The 15008-nt window shown below is 66.3% G+C and carries 10 protein-coding genes; all 10 read right to left on the reverse strand.

What is annotated here, in order from left to right; all coding sequences use genetic code 11:
* Positions 1 to 6 precede the first annotated feature (6 nt).
* Positions 7 to 1020, reverse strand: a complete 1014-nt coding sequence (cheB, locus tag ACP7BV_RS01705; RefSeq protein WP_426100847.1) for a chemotaxis-specific protein-glutamate methyltransferase CheB — start codon at positions 1018 to 1020, stop codon at positions 7 to 9.
* The gene (locus ACP7BV_RS01710) at positions 1017 to 3377 is read right to left on the reverse strand and encodes a hybrid sensor histidine kinase/response regulator (protein WP_426100849.1); all 2361 of its coding nucleotides are present in this window, start codon (positions 3375 to 3377) and stop codon (positions 1017 to 1019) included. Before ACP7BV_RS01710 ends, cheB begins: the two co-directional genes overlap by 4 nt.
* Positions 3374 to 4084: a chemotaxis protein CheW gene (locus ACP7BV_RS01715; RefSeq protein ID WP_426100851.1), complete on the reverse strand. Its 711-nt coding sequence runs from the start codon at positions 4082 to 4084 to the stop codon at positions 3374 to 3376. The genes ACP7BV_RS01710 and ACP7BV_RS01715 overlap by 4 nt, the downstream gene beginning before the upstream one ends.
* The gene (locus tag ACP7BV_RS01720; RefSeq protein WP_426100853.1) at positions 4081 to 5367 is read right to left on the reverse strand and encodes a CheR family methyltransferase; all 1287 of its coding nucleotides are present in this window, start codon (positions 5365 to 5367) and stop codon (positions 4081 to 4083) included. The genes ACP7BV_RS01715 and ACP7BV_RS01720 overlap by 4 nt, the downstream gene beginning before the upstream one ends.
* On the reverse strand, positions 5364 to 5816 hold the full coding sequence (locus ACP7BV_RS01725; protein ID WP_426100855.1) for a chemotaxis protein CheW: 453 nt from the start codon (positions 5814 to 5816) through the stop codon (positions 5364 to 5366). Before ACP7BV_RS01725 ends, ACP7BV_RS01720 begins: the two co-directional genes overlap by 4 nt.
* 3 nt (positions 5817 to 5819) lie before the next feature.
* A complete protein-coding gene (locus ACP7BV_RS01730; RefSeq protein WP_426100857.1) occupies positions 5820 to 7631 on the reverse strand; it encodes a HAMP domain-containing methyl-accepting chemotaxis protein in 1812 nt (603 codons plus the stop codon).
* A gap of 90 nt (positions 7632 to 7721) precedes the next feature.
* On the reverse strand, positions 7722 to 9542 hold the full coding sequence (locus ACP7BV_RS01735) for a methyl-accepting chemotaxis protein (protein ID WP_426100859.1): 1821 nt from the start codon (positions 9540 to 9542) through the stop codon (positions 7722 to 7724).
* A gap of 231 nt (positions 9543 to 9773) precedes the next feature.
* Entirely contained in the window at positions 9774 to 11006 is a 1233-nt protein-coding gene (locus tag ACP7BV_RS01740) for an argininosuccinate synthase (RefSeq protein WP_426100861.1), read from the reverse strand.
* A 27-nt stretch (positions 11007 to 11033) separates the two neighbouring features.
* Positions 11034 to 11960 carry an ornithine carbamoyltransferase gene (gene argF, locus ACP7BV_RS01745; RefSeq protein WP_426100863.1) on the reverse strand — a complete coding sequence of 309 codons (927 nt, stop codon included), beginning with the start codon at positions 11958 to 11960 and terminating at the stop codon, positions 11034 to 11036.
* Between the two features lie 111 nt (positions 11961 to 12071).
* Positions 12072 to 14942: an ATP-binding protein gene (locus tag ACP7BV_RS01750; protein ID WP_426100865.1), complete on the reverse strand. Its 2871-nt coding sequence runs from the start codon at positions 14940 to 14942 to the stop codon at positions 12072 to 12074.
* Between the last annotated feature and the right edge of the window lie 66 nt (positions 14943 to 15008).

Genomic DNA, 15008 nt, shown 5'->3' on the forward strand with positions numbered 1-15008 from the left:
CGGCAATTATGCCATCTTTGAGCCGGCCCGGCCACGCAGCAGCTTGGCGATCTGGTCCAGCGACAGGATCTGCCGGGCGGCATCGAGGTCGGCTGCCGCGCGCGGCATGCCGTACACCGCGCTGCTGGCCTGGTCCTGGGCGATGGTGGCCTTGCCGGCTGCGCGCATCGACAGCAGGCCGTGCGCGCCGTCGCGCCCCATCCCGGTCAGCAGGATGGCGGTCGCGTCGCCTTCCCAGTGGCGCGCCACGCACTCGAAAAACACGTCCACCGACGGGCGGTACGGATAGTCGCGCGGCTCCTGCGCGTAGTGCAGGCGGTGGCGCGCCGACAGCACCAAGTGGTCGTTGGTGCGCGCGATCTGCACGCAGCCCGGCGCCAGCGCGTCGCCATCTTCGACCACTTTGACGGGCATGCTTAACTGGTCGCCCAGCCACTTGGCAAAATGCCCGGCGAAGTTGGCGTCGATGTGCTGCACCACCACGATGCCGGTGCCGGGTGGAGCAATCCAGCCGGCCAGGATGTGCGAGACGGCCAGCGGACCGCCGGTCGAGGCGCCGATGGCAAGCAGGTGGCGTACCGTCTCGCCGCGATCGGGCGCGCCGCCACTGGCGCTCGCCTCGGGACGCGCCGCGCGCACCAGCTTGCCGATGGTCTTGATCTTGGCCAGCAGGGCGGCGTCGCCGCCGGTGCTGCCGGCCATGATCGGCGTGGCCGTCACGTCCAGCGCGCCGGCGCCGAGCGCGCGGAACACCTGGCTCACATTGTCTTGCGGCTGGCCGGTGACGATCAAAATCGCGCACGGCGAGGCGGCCATGATCTGACGCGTCGCCTCGACCCCGTCCAGGCCCGGCATGTTCAAGTCCATCAGCACCAGGTCGGGCCGGTTTTCGGCGCACAGGCGCACCGCGTCCAGGCCCGTGCGGGCGATCCACACCACCTGGTGCTCGCTGGTGGCGGCGATCACCCGCCGCAGCGCCTCGGCCGCCATGGCCACATCGTTGGCGATGGCTATCTTCATGTCGTGGCTTCTCCGATCAGTTCGAATACGGCGTCGAGCAGCGTCTCGTCGTGGAAACTGCCCTTGGTCAGATAGTAGTCGGCGCCGGCAGCCATGCCGCGCGCGCGGTCCTCAGCCCGGTCCTTGTAGGAGACGATCATCACCGGCGTCTGGTGCAGGTGCAGGTCCTTCTTGATCAGCGCCACCAGCTCGATGCCGTCCATGCGCGGCATGTCGACGTCGGTGATCACCAGATCGTAGTCGCCGCTGCGCACCACGTTCCAGCCGTCGATGCCGTCAATCGCAATGTCGACCTGGTAGCCGCGCGCGTGCAGCAGCTTGCGCTCCATTTCGCGCACCGTGAGCGAATCGTCCACCACCAGAATGCGCTTGATCTTGCGCGCGCCGTGGTTGTCGTCGTGCGCCATCTGGTGCAGCGCGCCTTCGCCGAGCAGCTTGTCGATCGACAGCAGCAGGTCCGGCACGTCCAGTATCAGCACCGGCGCCCCGTCGTCGAGCAGCGCGGCCGAACTGATGTCGCGCAGCTTGCCAAAGATCTGGTCGAGCGCCTGCACCGCCAGGCTTTGCTCGCCGACGATGGCGTCGACCACCAGCGCGTAGCGCTTCTGGCCGGAGCCGACCACCACCACCGCCAGTTCGGCTCCGGCAGCGGCCATCTGACCCAGTTCCAGCACTTGCGAGGCCGACACCAATCCCAGGTGCTCGCCGTCGTAGGCGAAAAACTGCTTGTTTTCCAGCCTGTGGATGGCGTCGTGCGCCACCATCATCACCCGCTCGACCTTGACGATCGGAATCGCATAGGCTTCGCCCTGGATCTCGATGACCAAAGCGCGCACCACCGACTGCGTCAACGGCAGCGTGATCGAGGTGCGCATGCCTCGCCCGCTGTCGGACTCCATGCGCACGGTGCCGTTCTGTTCGCGGATCGTTTGCAGCACGATGTCCAGGCCCACCCCGCGCCCGGAAATCGCGCTCGCCGTTTCCTTCAGGCTGAAGGCGGGCAGGAACAGAAACTCCATCAGCTCGGCGGGGGAGAGCAGGGCGGCCATCGCTTCGCTGGCCATTGCGCGCGCGACGACATGGCTGCGGATGCGCTCAAGGTCGACGCCGCGCCCGTCGTCGCCAATCTCGATCGACAGCATGCCGGCGCGGTGACGCGCCGTCAGCGTGATGGTGCCGATCGCGTTTTTTCCGGCAGCCAGGCGCTGGGCCGGCGTTTCCAGGCCATGGTCGACGGCGTTGCGCAGCATGTGATTGAGCGCGCCTTCGATCTTGGTAAGGATGTCGCGGTCCACCAGTGTTTCTTCGCCGCTGATGATCAGCTGCGCTTCCTTGTCCAACGAGCGCGCCAGGTCGCGCACCATGCGCCCAAACGCTTGCACGCCGTCGCGGAAAGGGCGCATGCGCAGCGTGAGCACCTCGTCCACCAGCTTGTTCGACACTGTCAGCAGGCGCCGCTCGTAGCTTTCGATGCCGGCCATGTGCTCGAGCAGGAATTGCTTGAGCGGGCGGGCCCTGTGCAGCGCCTGCATCGACTGGTCGATCAGCGCCGCGTTGCCGCTGGCGATGATCGTTTCATTGAGCTGCTCGAGCGCCTGGAACAACAGGCCCTGGTTGCGCTTGAAGCGCTGCAGCGACGTGACGAAAGGATGCATCTGGTGCGCGTTGATGCGCGATTCGCTCGCCAGCGCCAGCAGGCGGTCGAAATTCTGGGAAGGGCGCGCGCTTGCCGCGCTGCCGGACGCCGGCGCCGGTGTTGGTACCGCCGGCGCAGCGGCAGGGGGGGGCGGCGCGCCCGCTTGCGGCGCGGCGCCGTTCTCGCGCTCCTCCAGCGCCGCCATGGCCGCCATCGCCGCGGCCAGTTCGAGCGCATCGTCCTCCGGTTCGGGCTGCGGCACGGCCTGCGTGGTCCCAAACAGCCCCGGCAGCGCCAGCGCGCCGTGCACATGGCCGATGCCGCACATGGCTTTCATCAGCGCGTCGACGCGCTGCTTGTTCTGCCCCAGCCAGCCATCGATGGCCGGCTCCAGCAAGGTCGACATCTGCAAAATCAGGTCGACCCCGGCCAGCAGCACGTCGATGCGCGCGGGGGAGAGCGCGAGCAGCTTGTTCTGGGCCGCGATAAAGGCGTCTTCCATGGCATGCGCGAGCTGCACCACCACGTCCAGCCCGACGATCGAGGCGGCGCCCTTGATCGAGTGCGCCGCGCGCATCAGCGACTCCACCGTGGCGTCGGTGCCAGCGCCCCGTTCCATGACCAGCAGGCCGTCGGTCAGCTCCTGGGTCTGGCCGTGCGCCTCCATGCGGAACAGGTCCATCATCGAAAACTGGCTTAAATCCTTGTCGCCGTAGCTCATCGCAGCAGCCTTGCCATCTGGTGGCCCAGCAGCGGCGCGTCGAGCACGCCGATGTGCATGCCCGCAACGCTTAGCACCCCGGTCAGGTAGCGCACCAGGCCCTTGTTGATGGTGGCGGCCGGCGCGCCCAGCGTGCCCCCCGCGTAGCGCTCGATGCCGTGCAGGTCGGCCACGGGCAGCGCAAAGGACTGGCCTTCCCACTGCATCACGACCTGCCGCGCAAAGATGTGGCGCCCGCTTACTGCAAGAGCCTCCTCGTGGCCGATGCCCAGCAGCGTGGCCAGCGAGAGTTGCGGGTGCAGCTTGCCGCCCACATTGACCACGCCCAGCAGGCCGCCCGCGCTGCGGTGCGGCAGGCGGTGCGCCTTGGCCTCGGGGGCGACCGAATCGATGCTGGCCGCCGGCAGCGCCAGCCACTCGCGCCCCACCCGGAACACCAGCGCCGCGCTGTCGGCCGCCACCCGCGCCTGGCGCGGCTGGCGTAATTGCGCCGCCCATTGCTCGCGGTAGAGCGCGTCCACGGGGCGCTGCAAATTGCGCTGCGCGGCCTCGGCGTAGACCTGGCAGTTGCGGCAGTGGATGGCGCTGGCCAGCTTGGGGCAGCTCTGGTCGCCGGCCACGCCAATGCGGTTCCAGCAGTCGGCCAGCGGGGCGGGTTGGGTGTGAGCCGGATCGTCGTGGTGGTTCATGATGTCGCTCGGGCTCATGACTGCTTCCTGGTTGCGCCGTCGGCGCGCCGGCCGTAGATGCGCGCGGCGCGCTGCCTCAAGACGGCGGCCTGGCCGGCGTCCCCCTGTTGGTCGGCCAGCAAAGCCAGGTGGCACAGTGCTTCGTAGTGGTCGGGCTGAAGGTAGACGCAGCGGCGCCAGTAGTCTTGCGCCGCCGCCGCATGCTGCTCGCATTCGCTGACCAAGCCCAGGATGAAGTAGGCTTGCGCCGACCCGGGGTCGGCCGCCAGGGCAGCGTGGCACAGGCTGGCGGCGCCGCCAAGGTCGCCCTGGTCGGCCAGGCGCCTGGCCTGGTCGAGCAGCATGTGCGCGTCGGGCGCCCGAACCGCGGGCGTTGCCGCCGCAGGCAGGCCGGCGGGCAGCGCGGCCCGCGGCGCCCGTGGAGCGACGCGTTGCGTCGGCGCCGCGAGGCTCGTCCTGGCGGGCGTCTGCGCGCGCGCATCCTTTTGCAGCGCAAAGGCGCCGGGCAAGCGCAGCGCCGTAAAGCCATGGCTGCAAAATGCCGGCACCTCGGCGTAGCCTGCCATCAGCATGCCGTCGTCGGCCAGCAGCAGGCGCAGCTTGGCAATTGCGGTGGCGGTGGTGGCGTCGTCGAAGTAGATCAGCAGGTTGCGGCAAAAGACAATGTCGTAGCGCCCGGCGTTGCCGATGGCGTCCATGGCCAGCAGGTTGCCCTGGCTGAAATTGACCTGCTCGCGCAGCGTTTGGTGGATCTGATAGTGTTCACCGTCCTGGCTGAAGTGACGCTCGCGAAAGGCCAGTTCGGCGCCGCGAAAGGCGTTGCGCGTGTAGCGCCCGCGCCGCGCGCGCTCGAGCGCTGCTTCGGACAGGTCGACCGCATCGATCGACACCGACGCTTTGGGCACGGCCGCGTCGACCAGCGCCATCGCAATCGAATACGGCTCCTCGCCGCCGGCGCAGGGAATGGACAGGATGCGCACCGGGCGTACTGAAGCTGAACCCGAAGCCGAACCCGAACCCGGCGTTGCCGCCAGGCGCTCGCGCACCAAGGCGGCCACCGCGTAAAAGGCTTCGGGGTCGCGGAACATCCACGACTCGGGCACCACCACCAGTTCCAGCAGCGCCCGGATTTCGGCCGGGTCGATCGCGTCCAGGTAAGCCTGCACGCCTGCGTCGCTGGCCCCGCGCCGCGCCATGCGTTCGGCGACGGCGCGCTCGGCCACCGAGGCCGTCAGGTTCAGACCCGACGCGCGCCGGATCAGCTCGCGGGCATCCATGCGGGCGTCCCTGCGCGCGCTCATGCCAGCGCCTGCGGGAACAGCAGCGCGCACACCTCGGGCGCGAGCAATTGATCGACTTCGACCAGCTGCAGCAAGCCATGTGCGGTGCTGGCGACCTGGCCCAGGAAGGGTGCGCCGGCCACGCCGCTTTCGCGCAGATCGGCATCGTTGACCGTGTCAACGCCGATCACGTGCTCGGCCAACAGGCCCACGCGGGCCATGGCGCCGCCAGGCAGCGGATAGTCGGCCAGCACGATGCGCGTGTCGAACCAGATCTGCTCGGGAATCACGCCGGCCAGGCGCGACAGGTCGATTACCGGCACCGGTTCGCCGTGCAGGTCGAGCAGGCCCGCCACGAACGGGGGCGCCAGCGCAATCGCCTTGAGCGCGGCCACCGGCAGCACGCGCGCAATGGCCGCCAGGCGCAATGCGTAGCGGTCGGCGCCAATCTGAAAAACCAGCACTTTCATGGCTTACCCATTGACCGAAAACGTGGCCACTGACGACTGCAGATCGCTCGCCGCGTACTGCAGCTGGTGGACCGCCTCGCTGGTGGCCTTGAGCGAATCGACACTCTGCTGGGTGGCGTCGTTCAGCTGCATCATGGTGTCCGAAATTTGCGAAGCGCCCAGCGCCTGCGCCTGCATGCCCTGCAAGACCAGGTCGAACTGCGGGGCCAGTTTTTGCACCTGCTCCATCACGCTTGATAGCTGTTCGCCCACCTGGCGCACTTCGCTCACGCTGCGCCGGATCTCTTCGGAAAATTTATCCATGCCCATCACGCTGGCCGACACCGCCGACTGCATCTCCTTGAGCATCTGCTCGATATCCCAGGTCGAGACCGAGGTCTGGTCCGCCAGGCGCCGGATTTCAGTGGCCACCACCGAAAAGCCACGCCCCGCGTCGCCCGCTTTTTCAGCCTCGATGGCCGCGTTCAGCGACAAGATGTTGGTCTGGTCGGCCACCTTGGTGATCGTGGTCAGTACGCTGTTGATGTTGGACGCCTTTTCCGACAGCGCCGCCAGTTTGGCGTTGATGGCATCGGTGGCGGCCACCATCTGGCCCATGGTCTGGTCCATGCGCGCCAGGTTGGTCTGCGCCTGGGCGGTGGCACCCGTGGTGTAGTCGGCCACGGCGGTGGCGCCTTCCATGGTCTTCAACAGCTGCGCCGTGTTGGCCGAGATCTCCTTGGTGGTGGCCAGGATCTCGACGCTGGTCTGCGCTTGTTCAATGCCGGTGGCCTCCTGCTGCCTGGCCGAGGCGGCAATTTCGGTGGCGCTGGTGGTGACCTGGATGCCGGCCTTTTGCACGTTGTTGATCAGTTTGCGCAGATTGTCGACCATGGTCTGCAGGCCGTCGCCCATGCGCCCGATGGCGTCGCCGCCGTTGACCGTCACGCCGCCGGTCAGGTCGCCCATGGCCGCTTTCGACACCACCGTCAGCAGGGCGTCGACCTTGGTGCGCAGCGCGTTCGAGGTGGCCAGCTCCTTGGCCTGGTTATCGTGCATCGCCTGCGCCATGCGATTGAATTCCAGCGCCACCTTGCCCAGTTCGTCGCCTGAATGCACGGTGGCGCGCGCGATCGCGTCGCCGCCGGCGATGCGCCCGACCACGTCGGTCAGGTCGCTTAACGGCGTCATCAAGGCGCGCGTGAGCACCCAGGCGACCAGTGTCGCCAGCGCCACCGTGATCAAGCCGCCCACCGACAACAGCAGTTGCATGCGCTGCTGCAGTTCGCCTAAATTGCGCGTGCGCTGCGCAAGCAGGCGGTTCTGGTCGGCGTTGATCTGGTCGAGCAGAGCGAGCATTGTGCCAACCGTCTGGAAACCCTGCTGCAGTTCGCTCGCCTGCGCGATTTGCGCCGCCGCTGCGCTGCCGGCGCCCAGTGCGCGCCGGCGCGCGACCAGCGGGTCGATCACCTGCGCCAGCCAGCCATCGACCAGCGTGCCGAGCTGAACCATCTTGACTTTGACGCCGGCGTCGAGCATCAGGCTGTATGCCTTGTCAAAGTGGCTGCGCAGGATAGCGCGCTCATCTTTTTCGGGGGTGAGGAAGCGCTCGTTGCCGGTTAACAGGAAACCACGCGTTTCAGCCTGGATCTCCAACATCGCCGTCGACACCTTGTTCGCCTCGAGCATGATCTCGAGCGTGCGCCGGTCGAGCTGGCTGGCGTCCGACATGCGCGAAAAATTGTTGTACGAGACAGCGAGCAGCACCAGGATAATGGAGACGATTGCGCCGAAGCCGACGTACAGCCTGGTCCTGATTGTCAGGTTTTTAAACATGTTTTTCCCACTGCCTGGTTGATCGCTCACAATGTAACACTGACGGGCCCGCGCCTGCGGGACGTCGAAGCGATGAGTGCCGGCGGCCCATCACGCGGCGCTGTTCACTGAAAACGTGGCAACCGACGACTGCAGGTCGCTCGCCGCATACTGCAGCTGGTGCACCGCCTCGCTGGTGGCCTTGAGCGAGTCGACGCTCTGGTGGCTGGTGTCGGCCAGCTGCATCATGGTCTGGGCGATCTGCGCGGCGCCCTGCGCCTGCGACTGCATGCCCTGCAAGACCAGATCGAACTGGGGCGCGAGGCGCTGCACCTGGTCCATCACGCCGGAGAGCTGGGCGCCGACGCTGCGCACTTCCTCCACGCTGCGCCGGATCTCTTCGGAAAATTTATCCATGCCCATCACGCTGGCCGACACCGCCGACTGCATCTCCTTGAGCATCTGCTCGATATCCCAGGTGGAGACCGACGTTTGATCGGCCAGGCGCCGAATTTCAGTGGCCACGACCGAAAAGCCGCGCCCCGCGTCGCCCGCTTTTTCAGCCTCGATGGCCGCGTTCAGCGACAAGATGTTGGTCTGGTCGGCGACCTTGGTGATCGTGGTCAGCACGCTGTTGATGTTGGACGCCTTTTCCGACAGCGCCGCCAGTTTGGCGTTGATGGCATCGGTGGCGGCCACCATCTGGCCCATGGTCTGGTCCATACGCGCCAGGTTGGTCTGCGCCTGGGCGGTGGCACCCGTGGTGTAGTCGGCCACGGCGGTGGCGCCTTCCATGGTCTTCAACAGCTGCGCCGTGTTGGCCGAAATCTCCTTGGTGGTGGCCAGAATCTCGACGCTGGTCTGCGCTTGTTCAATGCCGGTGGCCTCCTGCTGCCTGGCCGAGGCGGCAATTTCGGTGGCGCTGGTGGTGACCTGGATGCCAGCCTTTTGCACGTTGCTCAGCAAGCGCCGCAGATTGTCGACCATGGTCTGCAGGCCCTGGCCCATGCGCCCGATGGCGTCCTCGCCGTGCACCTGCACGTTGCCGGTCAGGTCGCCCGAGGCAGCCAGCGAGACCACGCCGAGCAGCGCATCGACCTTGGCGCGCAGCGCGCCGGAAGCTGCCGTTTCGGCGGCCTGGCTGTCCTCGATGGCTTGCGCCATGGCGTTAAAGGCGAGCGTGACGCGCCCCAGTTCATCGGTGCCGAGCACTTGCGCGCGCGCGCCCTGGTTGCCGCGGGCGATCTCAGCGACGGCGTCCATCAGCTTGTCGACCGGCGCGAGCAGCGCGCGCGTGAGCACCCAGCCGATCAGCACCGCCAGCAGCGCGCACACCGCGCCGCCGCCCACCAGTAGCAGCGAGACGGTTCTTTGCAGCGACTGCGATTCGGCGCTGCGTATGGCCAGCAAGCGGTTTTCCTCGGCGCCGATATCGGCGATCAGGGCGCGAATGGCGCCTACCGTCTGGGCCCCTTTAAGCACATCGGCGGCCGTGGCCACCTGCTGGGATTCGCCCACCTTGGTATTGACTTCGCGCCGCTTGACGATTAGCGGTCGGATCACCTCCTGCATCCAGCCCTCGAGCATGGGTTTCAGGCGCGCCAGGCGCTCCTGCTGGGCCGGGTTGTCGGCCGTCAGGCTGAAGGCGCGCGCCAGGTGCTCATGGGCCAACAGGTCTTCGGGATCGACGGCGGCGGCCAGTTTTTCGCTGCCGGTCAACATGAAGCCGCGCGTCGAATTTTGCACCTGGACCACGGACGTGGCGAGCTGATTGGTTTCCAGCAGCACTTCCAGCGTATGCCGGTCCCACGCGTTGGCCGCCGCCAGGCGCGCAAAAACACCGTACGCCAGCGCCAACAGCACCAGCATGATGAAGACGATGGTGCCAAAGCCGAGCGCCAGTTTGTTTGCGATCCTGATGTTCTTGAACATGCACTTCTCCAGATACATAATTTCCTGTAGAAATGTAACATGGAATATGCATAAAAATGGGGTCAGTTCCCCCATTACGACACGAACTGGTCCTTAAAGGCCCGATACAGCTGAGGCCGTGTCGCAATGGGGGAACTGACCCCGGGGTGGATGGCGAAAAAAAGCCGCCCGGAGGCGGCTTGCGAGCTTGTTCGCTGGTGCGTGCTGTTGCGTGCTATTGCGTGCTGTTGCTTACTGCCCGCGCTTTTCGCGGGCCACGGCGGCAATGCGCATGCGCAGCGCGTTGAGCTTGATGAAGCCGCCCGCGTCGGCCTGGTTGTAGGCGCCGCCGTCTTCATCGAAGGTAGCAATGTTCATGTCGAACAGCGAATCGGTCTTCGAGTCGCGCGCAACGACGATCACATTGCCCTTGTACAGCTTGATGCGCACCCAGCCGTTGACCGACAGCTGGGTATGGTCGATCAGCGTTTGCAGCGCCACGCGCTCGGGCGACCACCAGTAGCCGTTGTAGATCATCGATGCGTAACGCGGCATCAAGTCGTCCTTCAGGTGCGCCACTTCGCGGTCGAGCGTGATCGATTCGATCGCGCGGTGACCCTTGAGCATGATGGTGCCGCCCGGCGTTTCGTAGCAGCCGCGCGACTTCATGCCCACGTAACGGTTTTCCACCAGGTCCAGCCGTCCGATGCCGTGCTTGCCGCCCACGCGGTTCAATTCCGTCAGCACCGTGGCCGGCGTCATGCGTACGCCGTTGATGGCCACGATGTCGCCCTTTTCGTATTCCAGGTCGATGTACTCGGCCGCGTCGGGCGCGTTTTCCGGGCTGACCGTCCAGCGCCACATCGATTCCTCGGCTTCGGCGCTCGGGTTTTCCAGGTGCCGCCCTTCGAACGAGATGTGCAGCAGGTTGGCGTCCATCGAATAGGGCGCGCCGCCGTTCTTGTGCTTCATGTCGATCTCGATGCCGGCGTCTTGCGCGTACTGCAGCAGTTTTTCGCGCGACAGCAAGTCCCACTCGCGCCACGGGGCGATGATCTTGACGTCCGGTTTCAGGGCATACGCGCCCAGTTCGAAGCGGACCTGGTCATTGCCCTTGCCGGTGGCGCCGTGCGAGATGGCGTCAGCGCCCGTCTCGCGCGTGATTTCGATCAGACGCTTGGCGATCAGGGGGCGCGCGATCGAGGTGCCGAGCAGGTATTCGCCTTCGTAGACGGTATTGGCGCGAAACATCGGGAACACGAAGTCGCGCGTGAATTCTTCGCGCACGTCGTCAATGTAGATGTTTTCCGGCTTGATGCCGAACTTGATCGCCTTGGCGCGCGCCGGTTCCAGCTCTTCGCCCTGGCCCAGGTCGGCGGTGAAGGTGACGATCTCGCACTGGTAGTTATCCTGCAGCCATTTCAGGATGACCGAGGTGTCAAGGCCGCCCGAATAGGCAAGGACTACTTTTTTAATGTCGCTCATGGTGTTTCCAGTTTGATGTAGGGGTAATTATTGATTGGCGACGCGCCCGAGCAGCAGGTATTCGATCAGCGCCTTTTGCACGTGCAGCCGGTTCTCGGCCTCGTCCCAGACCACGGACTGCGCGCCGTCGATGACGTCGGCCGCGACTTCCTCGCCGCGGTGGGCCGGCAGGCAATGCATGAACAGGGCGTCGGGCGCGGCGCGCGCCATTTTCTGGGCGTCGACGATGAAGCCGGCGAACGCTTTGAGGCGCGCCGCATTTTCCTCTTCGTAGCCCATGCTGGTCCAGACGTCGGTGTTGACCAGGTGCGCGCCGGCGCAGGCGTCGGACGGATTGTCGAAAAAGGTGTAGCGGCTGGTAGCCACCAGGGACTCGTCGATGTCGTAGCCTTTTGGGGTCGACACGTTCAGGTGGAAGCCGAATACTTCGGCCGCCTGCAGCCACGAGTAAAGCATGTTGTTGGCGTCGCCGATCCAGGCCACGACCTTGCCGGCGATCGAGCCGCGGTGTTCGACGAAGGTGAAAATGTCGGCCAGTACCTGGCACGGGTGGTGTTCGTTGGTCAGCCCGTTAATTACCGGCACGCGCGAATTGGCCGCGAAACGCTCGATGATGTCCTGGCCGAAGGTGCGGATCATGATGATGTCGCACATGCGGCTGATGACCTGGCCCGCGTCCTCGACCGGTTCGCCGCGCCCCAGCTGGCTGTCGCGCGTGTTCAGGTAGATGGCGGCGCCGCCCAGTTGGTGCATGCCGGCTTCGAACGAGAGACGGGTGCGGGTTGAATTTTTCTCGAACACCATCACCAGGGTGCGGTCCACCAGCGGGTGGTACACCTCGTAGGCCTTGAATTTGCGCTTGATGACCGCCGCGCGCGCGATGACGTAGTTGAACTCGTCGAGCGTGAAGTCGGAAAACTGCAGGAAGTGCTTGATTGGTGTATTTGGGGGCATGGGGACGGCCGGTTGCGAGTGTTGTCCGAGCAATTATAAGGGTTTCCTTTGTCGAGGGTGTGCGTGGTGAATGTATAGACAAGTTGCCCCGTTGCGCAGCGCTGCCGGTCTTCAGTAGATGCCGCCGGCGTCCGGCGCCTGCTCGGGCGCGCGCAAGGGCAGATCGAGCGTGAAGCAGGTACCGGCGCTGTCTGCATTGTTCAAGCCGCTGTTCACCCCGATCTGCCCGCCCAGCAGCGACGAGACAATGTTATAGCTGATCGACAGCCCCAGGCCGCTGCCGCCCTGACCGAGCTTGGTGGTGAAGAACGGGTCGAAAATGCGCCCCAGATGTTCGCTCGGGATGCCCACGCCGTCGTCGGCAAAGCGCACCTGCACCCGGGCCTCGCCGGTCAGCGCGGCCGACAGGCGCATCGTGCCGGACACGCCGGGCGCGAACCCATGCAGCAAGGCGTTGGCGATGAAGTTGGTGATCACCTGGCCGAACGGGCCGGGATAGCTGTCCATGCCGATCGTGTCGGGCACGTCCATCTCGATCCGATGATCGGCGGCGCGGATGCGGTTCATCATGGTGGCGATGATTTCGTGGCACACCTGCTGCAAATTGAAAAAGCGCCGCTGCTCGGTGGTGCGGTCCACCGCCACCTGCTTGAAGCTGTTGACCAGGTCGGCCGCGCTGGTCAACCCGCGCATCACCAGCGCGGCTGCCTTTTGCGAGTCCGCCACGAAAGCGGCCAGTTCGGAGCGGCGCAAGCCGCGCCCGTTCATCAGCGTTTCGATCTCGCTGGTCTTTTCCTGCATGGTCGAGGCAATCAGCAAGCTGTTGCCGATTGGGGTGTTCAATTCGTGGGCGACGCCGGCCGTCAGCGCGCCGAGCGCGGCCAGCTTTTGCTGCGACACCAGCTGCGCCTGTGCATCTTGCAGTTGGCGGTAGGCGTCGGCGTTGTCGAGCGCAATGGCGCCGTAGGCGCACAGCGTGCGAAAAATCATCCGCTCGTTTTCGCCATAGGCATGCGACTGCGGGGCCTGCACCGTCATCACGCCGATCGCCCGTTCGCCGGCCGTCAGCGGCACGAACAGGGCGCTCATGTTGACCAGGGTGTCGGGCACCACCTGTTGATGTTCGCAGTCGGGCCAGTGCGCGATGTAGATTTCGCGCCGTTCCAGCAGCGCGCGCACCGCGTACGCCGACGGGTGCGTGAGTGCGATCGCATGCGGGGGCAGCGCCTGCCCCAGTTCCACCCCAAAGGCGCGCTGCAGCTCGGTGTGCGCCGGATCGGTCATGTAGATGGCAAAGGTGCTGGCCGTGAGCAGGCCGTGGATGTGGCGGTCGAGCGCGCTAAACACGGCGGCCGCGTCGAGGTGGGCGGTGATTTCCTGGCCAATGGTCGAGAGGCGTTCGAGCGTGGCGCTGGTGCGGGCCAGCACCTCGGCGCGCCGCGCTTCGGAGGCGGCCAGTTCGCGGTGGTGGTGGCCTTCGTTGCGCGCGTGCTCGGTCTGGTGGTGCACCTGCATCGCAATGGCGTGGTTGGTCGCTTCCTGGCTGTGGGTGGTTTCGCGCGCGAGCGAGCCGGCCATGGCCACTTCGTAGGCGCGCCGAAAGTCGCCCGCGGCGGCGTATTCGCGCGCCATGGCGTCGTACAGGTCGCCCGGCACGGTATAGCCTTCGATGGTCGCTGCCAGCGCCAATGCCTGCACCAAGTAGTGCAGGGCGGCGTTCGGCTCGGTCATGCCCTCCGGCGCGGGCAGGCCGTGGCGCGGATGCTGGGAGTGGACCATGGCCATTACGCGCAGCGCGGCGATCTGGTTGTGCGGGTTGTCGTCGGCCACGCTGATGGCCACCGCTTGCGCGGCCACGGCCAGCGCTTCGTCGGCGCGGCCCAGCCGGCCCAGCGCGTGTGCCTGGCCGCGCCGTGCAATGCTGTGAAAGTCCGACTGGCCAAGCACGTCGGCGCGCGCTTCGAGCCGGGTAAAGGCGTTCAGCGCGGCGTCGAAGTCGCCCTGGTCGAGCGACAGGTCGCCCAGGTACTGCAGTGCAATGGCGTAGCTGCGGGCGCCGGCCAGGGGTTTTAAAATCGTCAGCGCTTCTTGCAGCAGGTCGTGCGCCGGGTCGAGCTGGCCCAGGCGGCGCAAGGTGTCGGCCGTGTGCATCAGGCAGGCGCCCACGCTGCGCGGCCAGCCGGTGGGGCGCGCCAGCTCCAGCGCGCGCTGCATCCATTCAAGGGCCGAGTGATGGTCGCCCAGCAGCGTGAAGTCTTCGCCGATGTTGGTGGCGGCGATGATCGCCGCGCGCAGCTGGCCGCTCTCAAGCGCACATTCGTAGCAGCCAATAAAGTAGCCGGCGGCGGCGCCAAAGTCGCCCGTCTGGCTGGCGGCCAGCGCCAGGAAATCGTTGACCCAGGTCGCCAGCGCAGGGTCGGCCACGCGCGTATGCGCATTGAACTGGCCGCCCCATTGCGCCACCGCGCTGTTGCGCTCAACCAGCACTGCCCAGCGCGCACGGGCCGCATCGGCCAGCTCGGCGCGCAACATGTCCCCGCCCAGGCGCGCCTGCGCGGCGCCGGCGGCCAGAGCGGCGTCGCTGGCGCCATGCTTGCCCTGGTCGACGGCGATCCAGGCCAGCAGCCAGTGGCTGTCGGCGCAGCCTGCCCGGTCATCGAGCGCGGCAAAGCGCTGCAGCACATCGGTGGCGCGCGCTTGCGCATCATCGAGGTGGCCGTCCAGCCATTTGCCTTCGGCGTGCACCAGGTGCATGCGCGCCACCTGGCTGGCGTGTTCGGGGTCGGGCAGGGAGGAGTCGGGCAGGGAAGAATCGGGCAGCAGGGCCAGTGCTTCGGTGGCGAACGCCAGGGCGCGGCGCGTGTCGCGCTGGCGCAGGTGCCAGGCCAGCGGCAGCAGCAGCGGCAAGCGCTCGGCGCCGCGCAGCGGGAGCAGGGCGCTTTCCCACTGCGCTACCTTGTCGTCTGCCGTGAACATGTCCATGGAATCGCCTCGCCGGTGTATGCAGCGATTGTATGCCTTGAGCAACAAAAAAGCGACGATCCTCTA

Source organism: Massilia sp. TSP1-1-2, from assembly GCF_049896185.1.
GTDB lineage: Bacteria > Pseudomonadota > Gammaproteobacteria > Burkholderiales > Burkholderiaceae_D > Telluria_A.

Coding starts and splice junctions, on each gene's coding strand:
- cheB (WP_426100847.1), bottom strand. CDS start 1,020: ATGAAGATAGCCATCGCCAACGATGTGGCCATGGCGGCCGAGGCGCTG.
- ACP7BV_RS01710 (WP_426100849.1), bottom strand. CDS start 3,377: ATGAGCTACGGCGACAAGGATTTAAGCCAGTTTTCGATGATGGACCTG.
- ACP7BV_RS01715 (WP_426100851.1), bottom strand. CDS start 4,084: ATGAGCCCGAGCGACATCATGAACCACCACGACGATCCGGCTCACACC.
- ACP7BV_RS01720 (WP_426100853.1), bottom strand. CDS start 5,367: ATGAGCGCGCGCAGGGACGCCCGCATGGATGCCCGCGAGCTGATCCGG.
- ACP7BV_RS01725 (WP_426100855.1), bottom strand. CDS start 5,816: ATGAAAGTGCTGGTTTTTCAGATTGGCGCCGACCGCTACGCATTGCGC.
- ACP7BV_RS01730 (WP_426100857.1), bottom strand. CDS start 7,631: ATGTTTAAAAACCTGACAATCAGGACCAGGCTGTACGTCGGCTTCGGC.
- ACP7BV_RS01735 (WP_426100859.1), bottom strand. CDS start 9,542: ATGTTCAAGAACATCAGGATCGCAAACAAACTGGCGCTCGGCTTTGGC.
- ACP7BV_RS01740 (WP_426100861.1), bottom strand. CDS start 11,006: ATGAGCGACATTAAAAAAGTAGTCCTTGCCTATTCGGGCGGCCTTGAC.
- argF (WP_426100863.1), bottom strand. CDS start 11,960: ATGCCCCCAAATACACCAATCAAGCACTTCCTGCAGTTTTCCGACTTC.
- ACP7BV_RS01750 (WP_426100865.1), bottom strand. CDS start 14,942: ATGGACATGTTCACGGCAGACGACAAGGTAGCGCAGTGGGAAAGCGCC.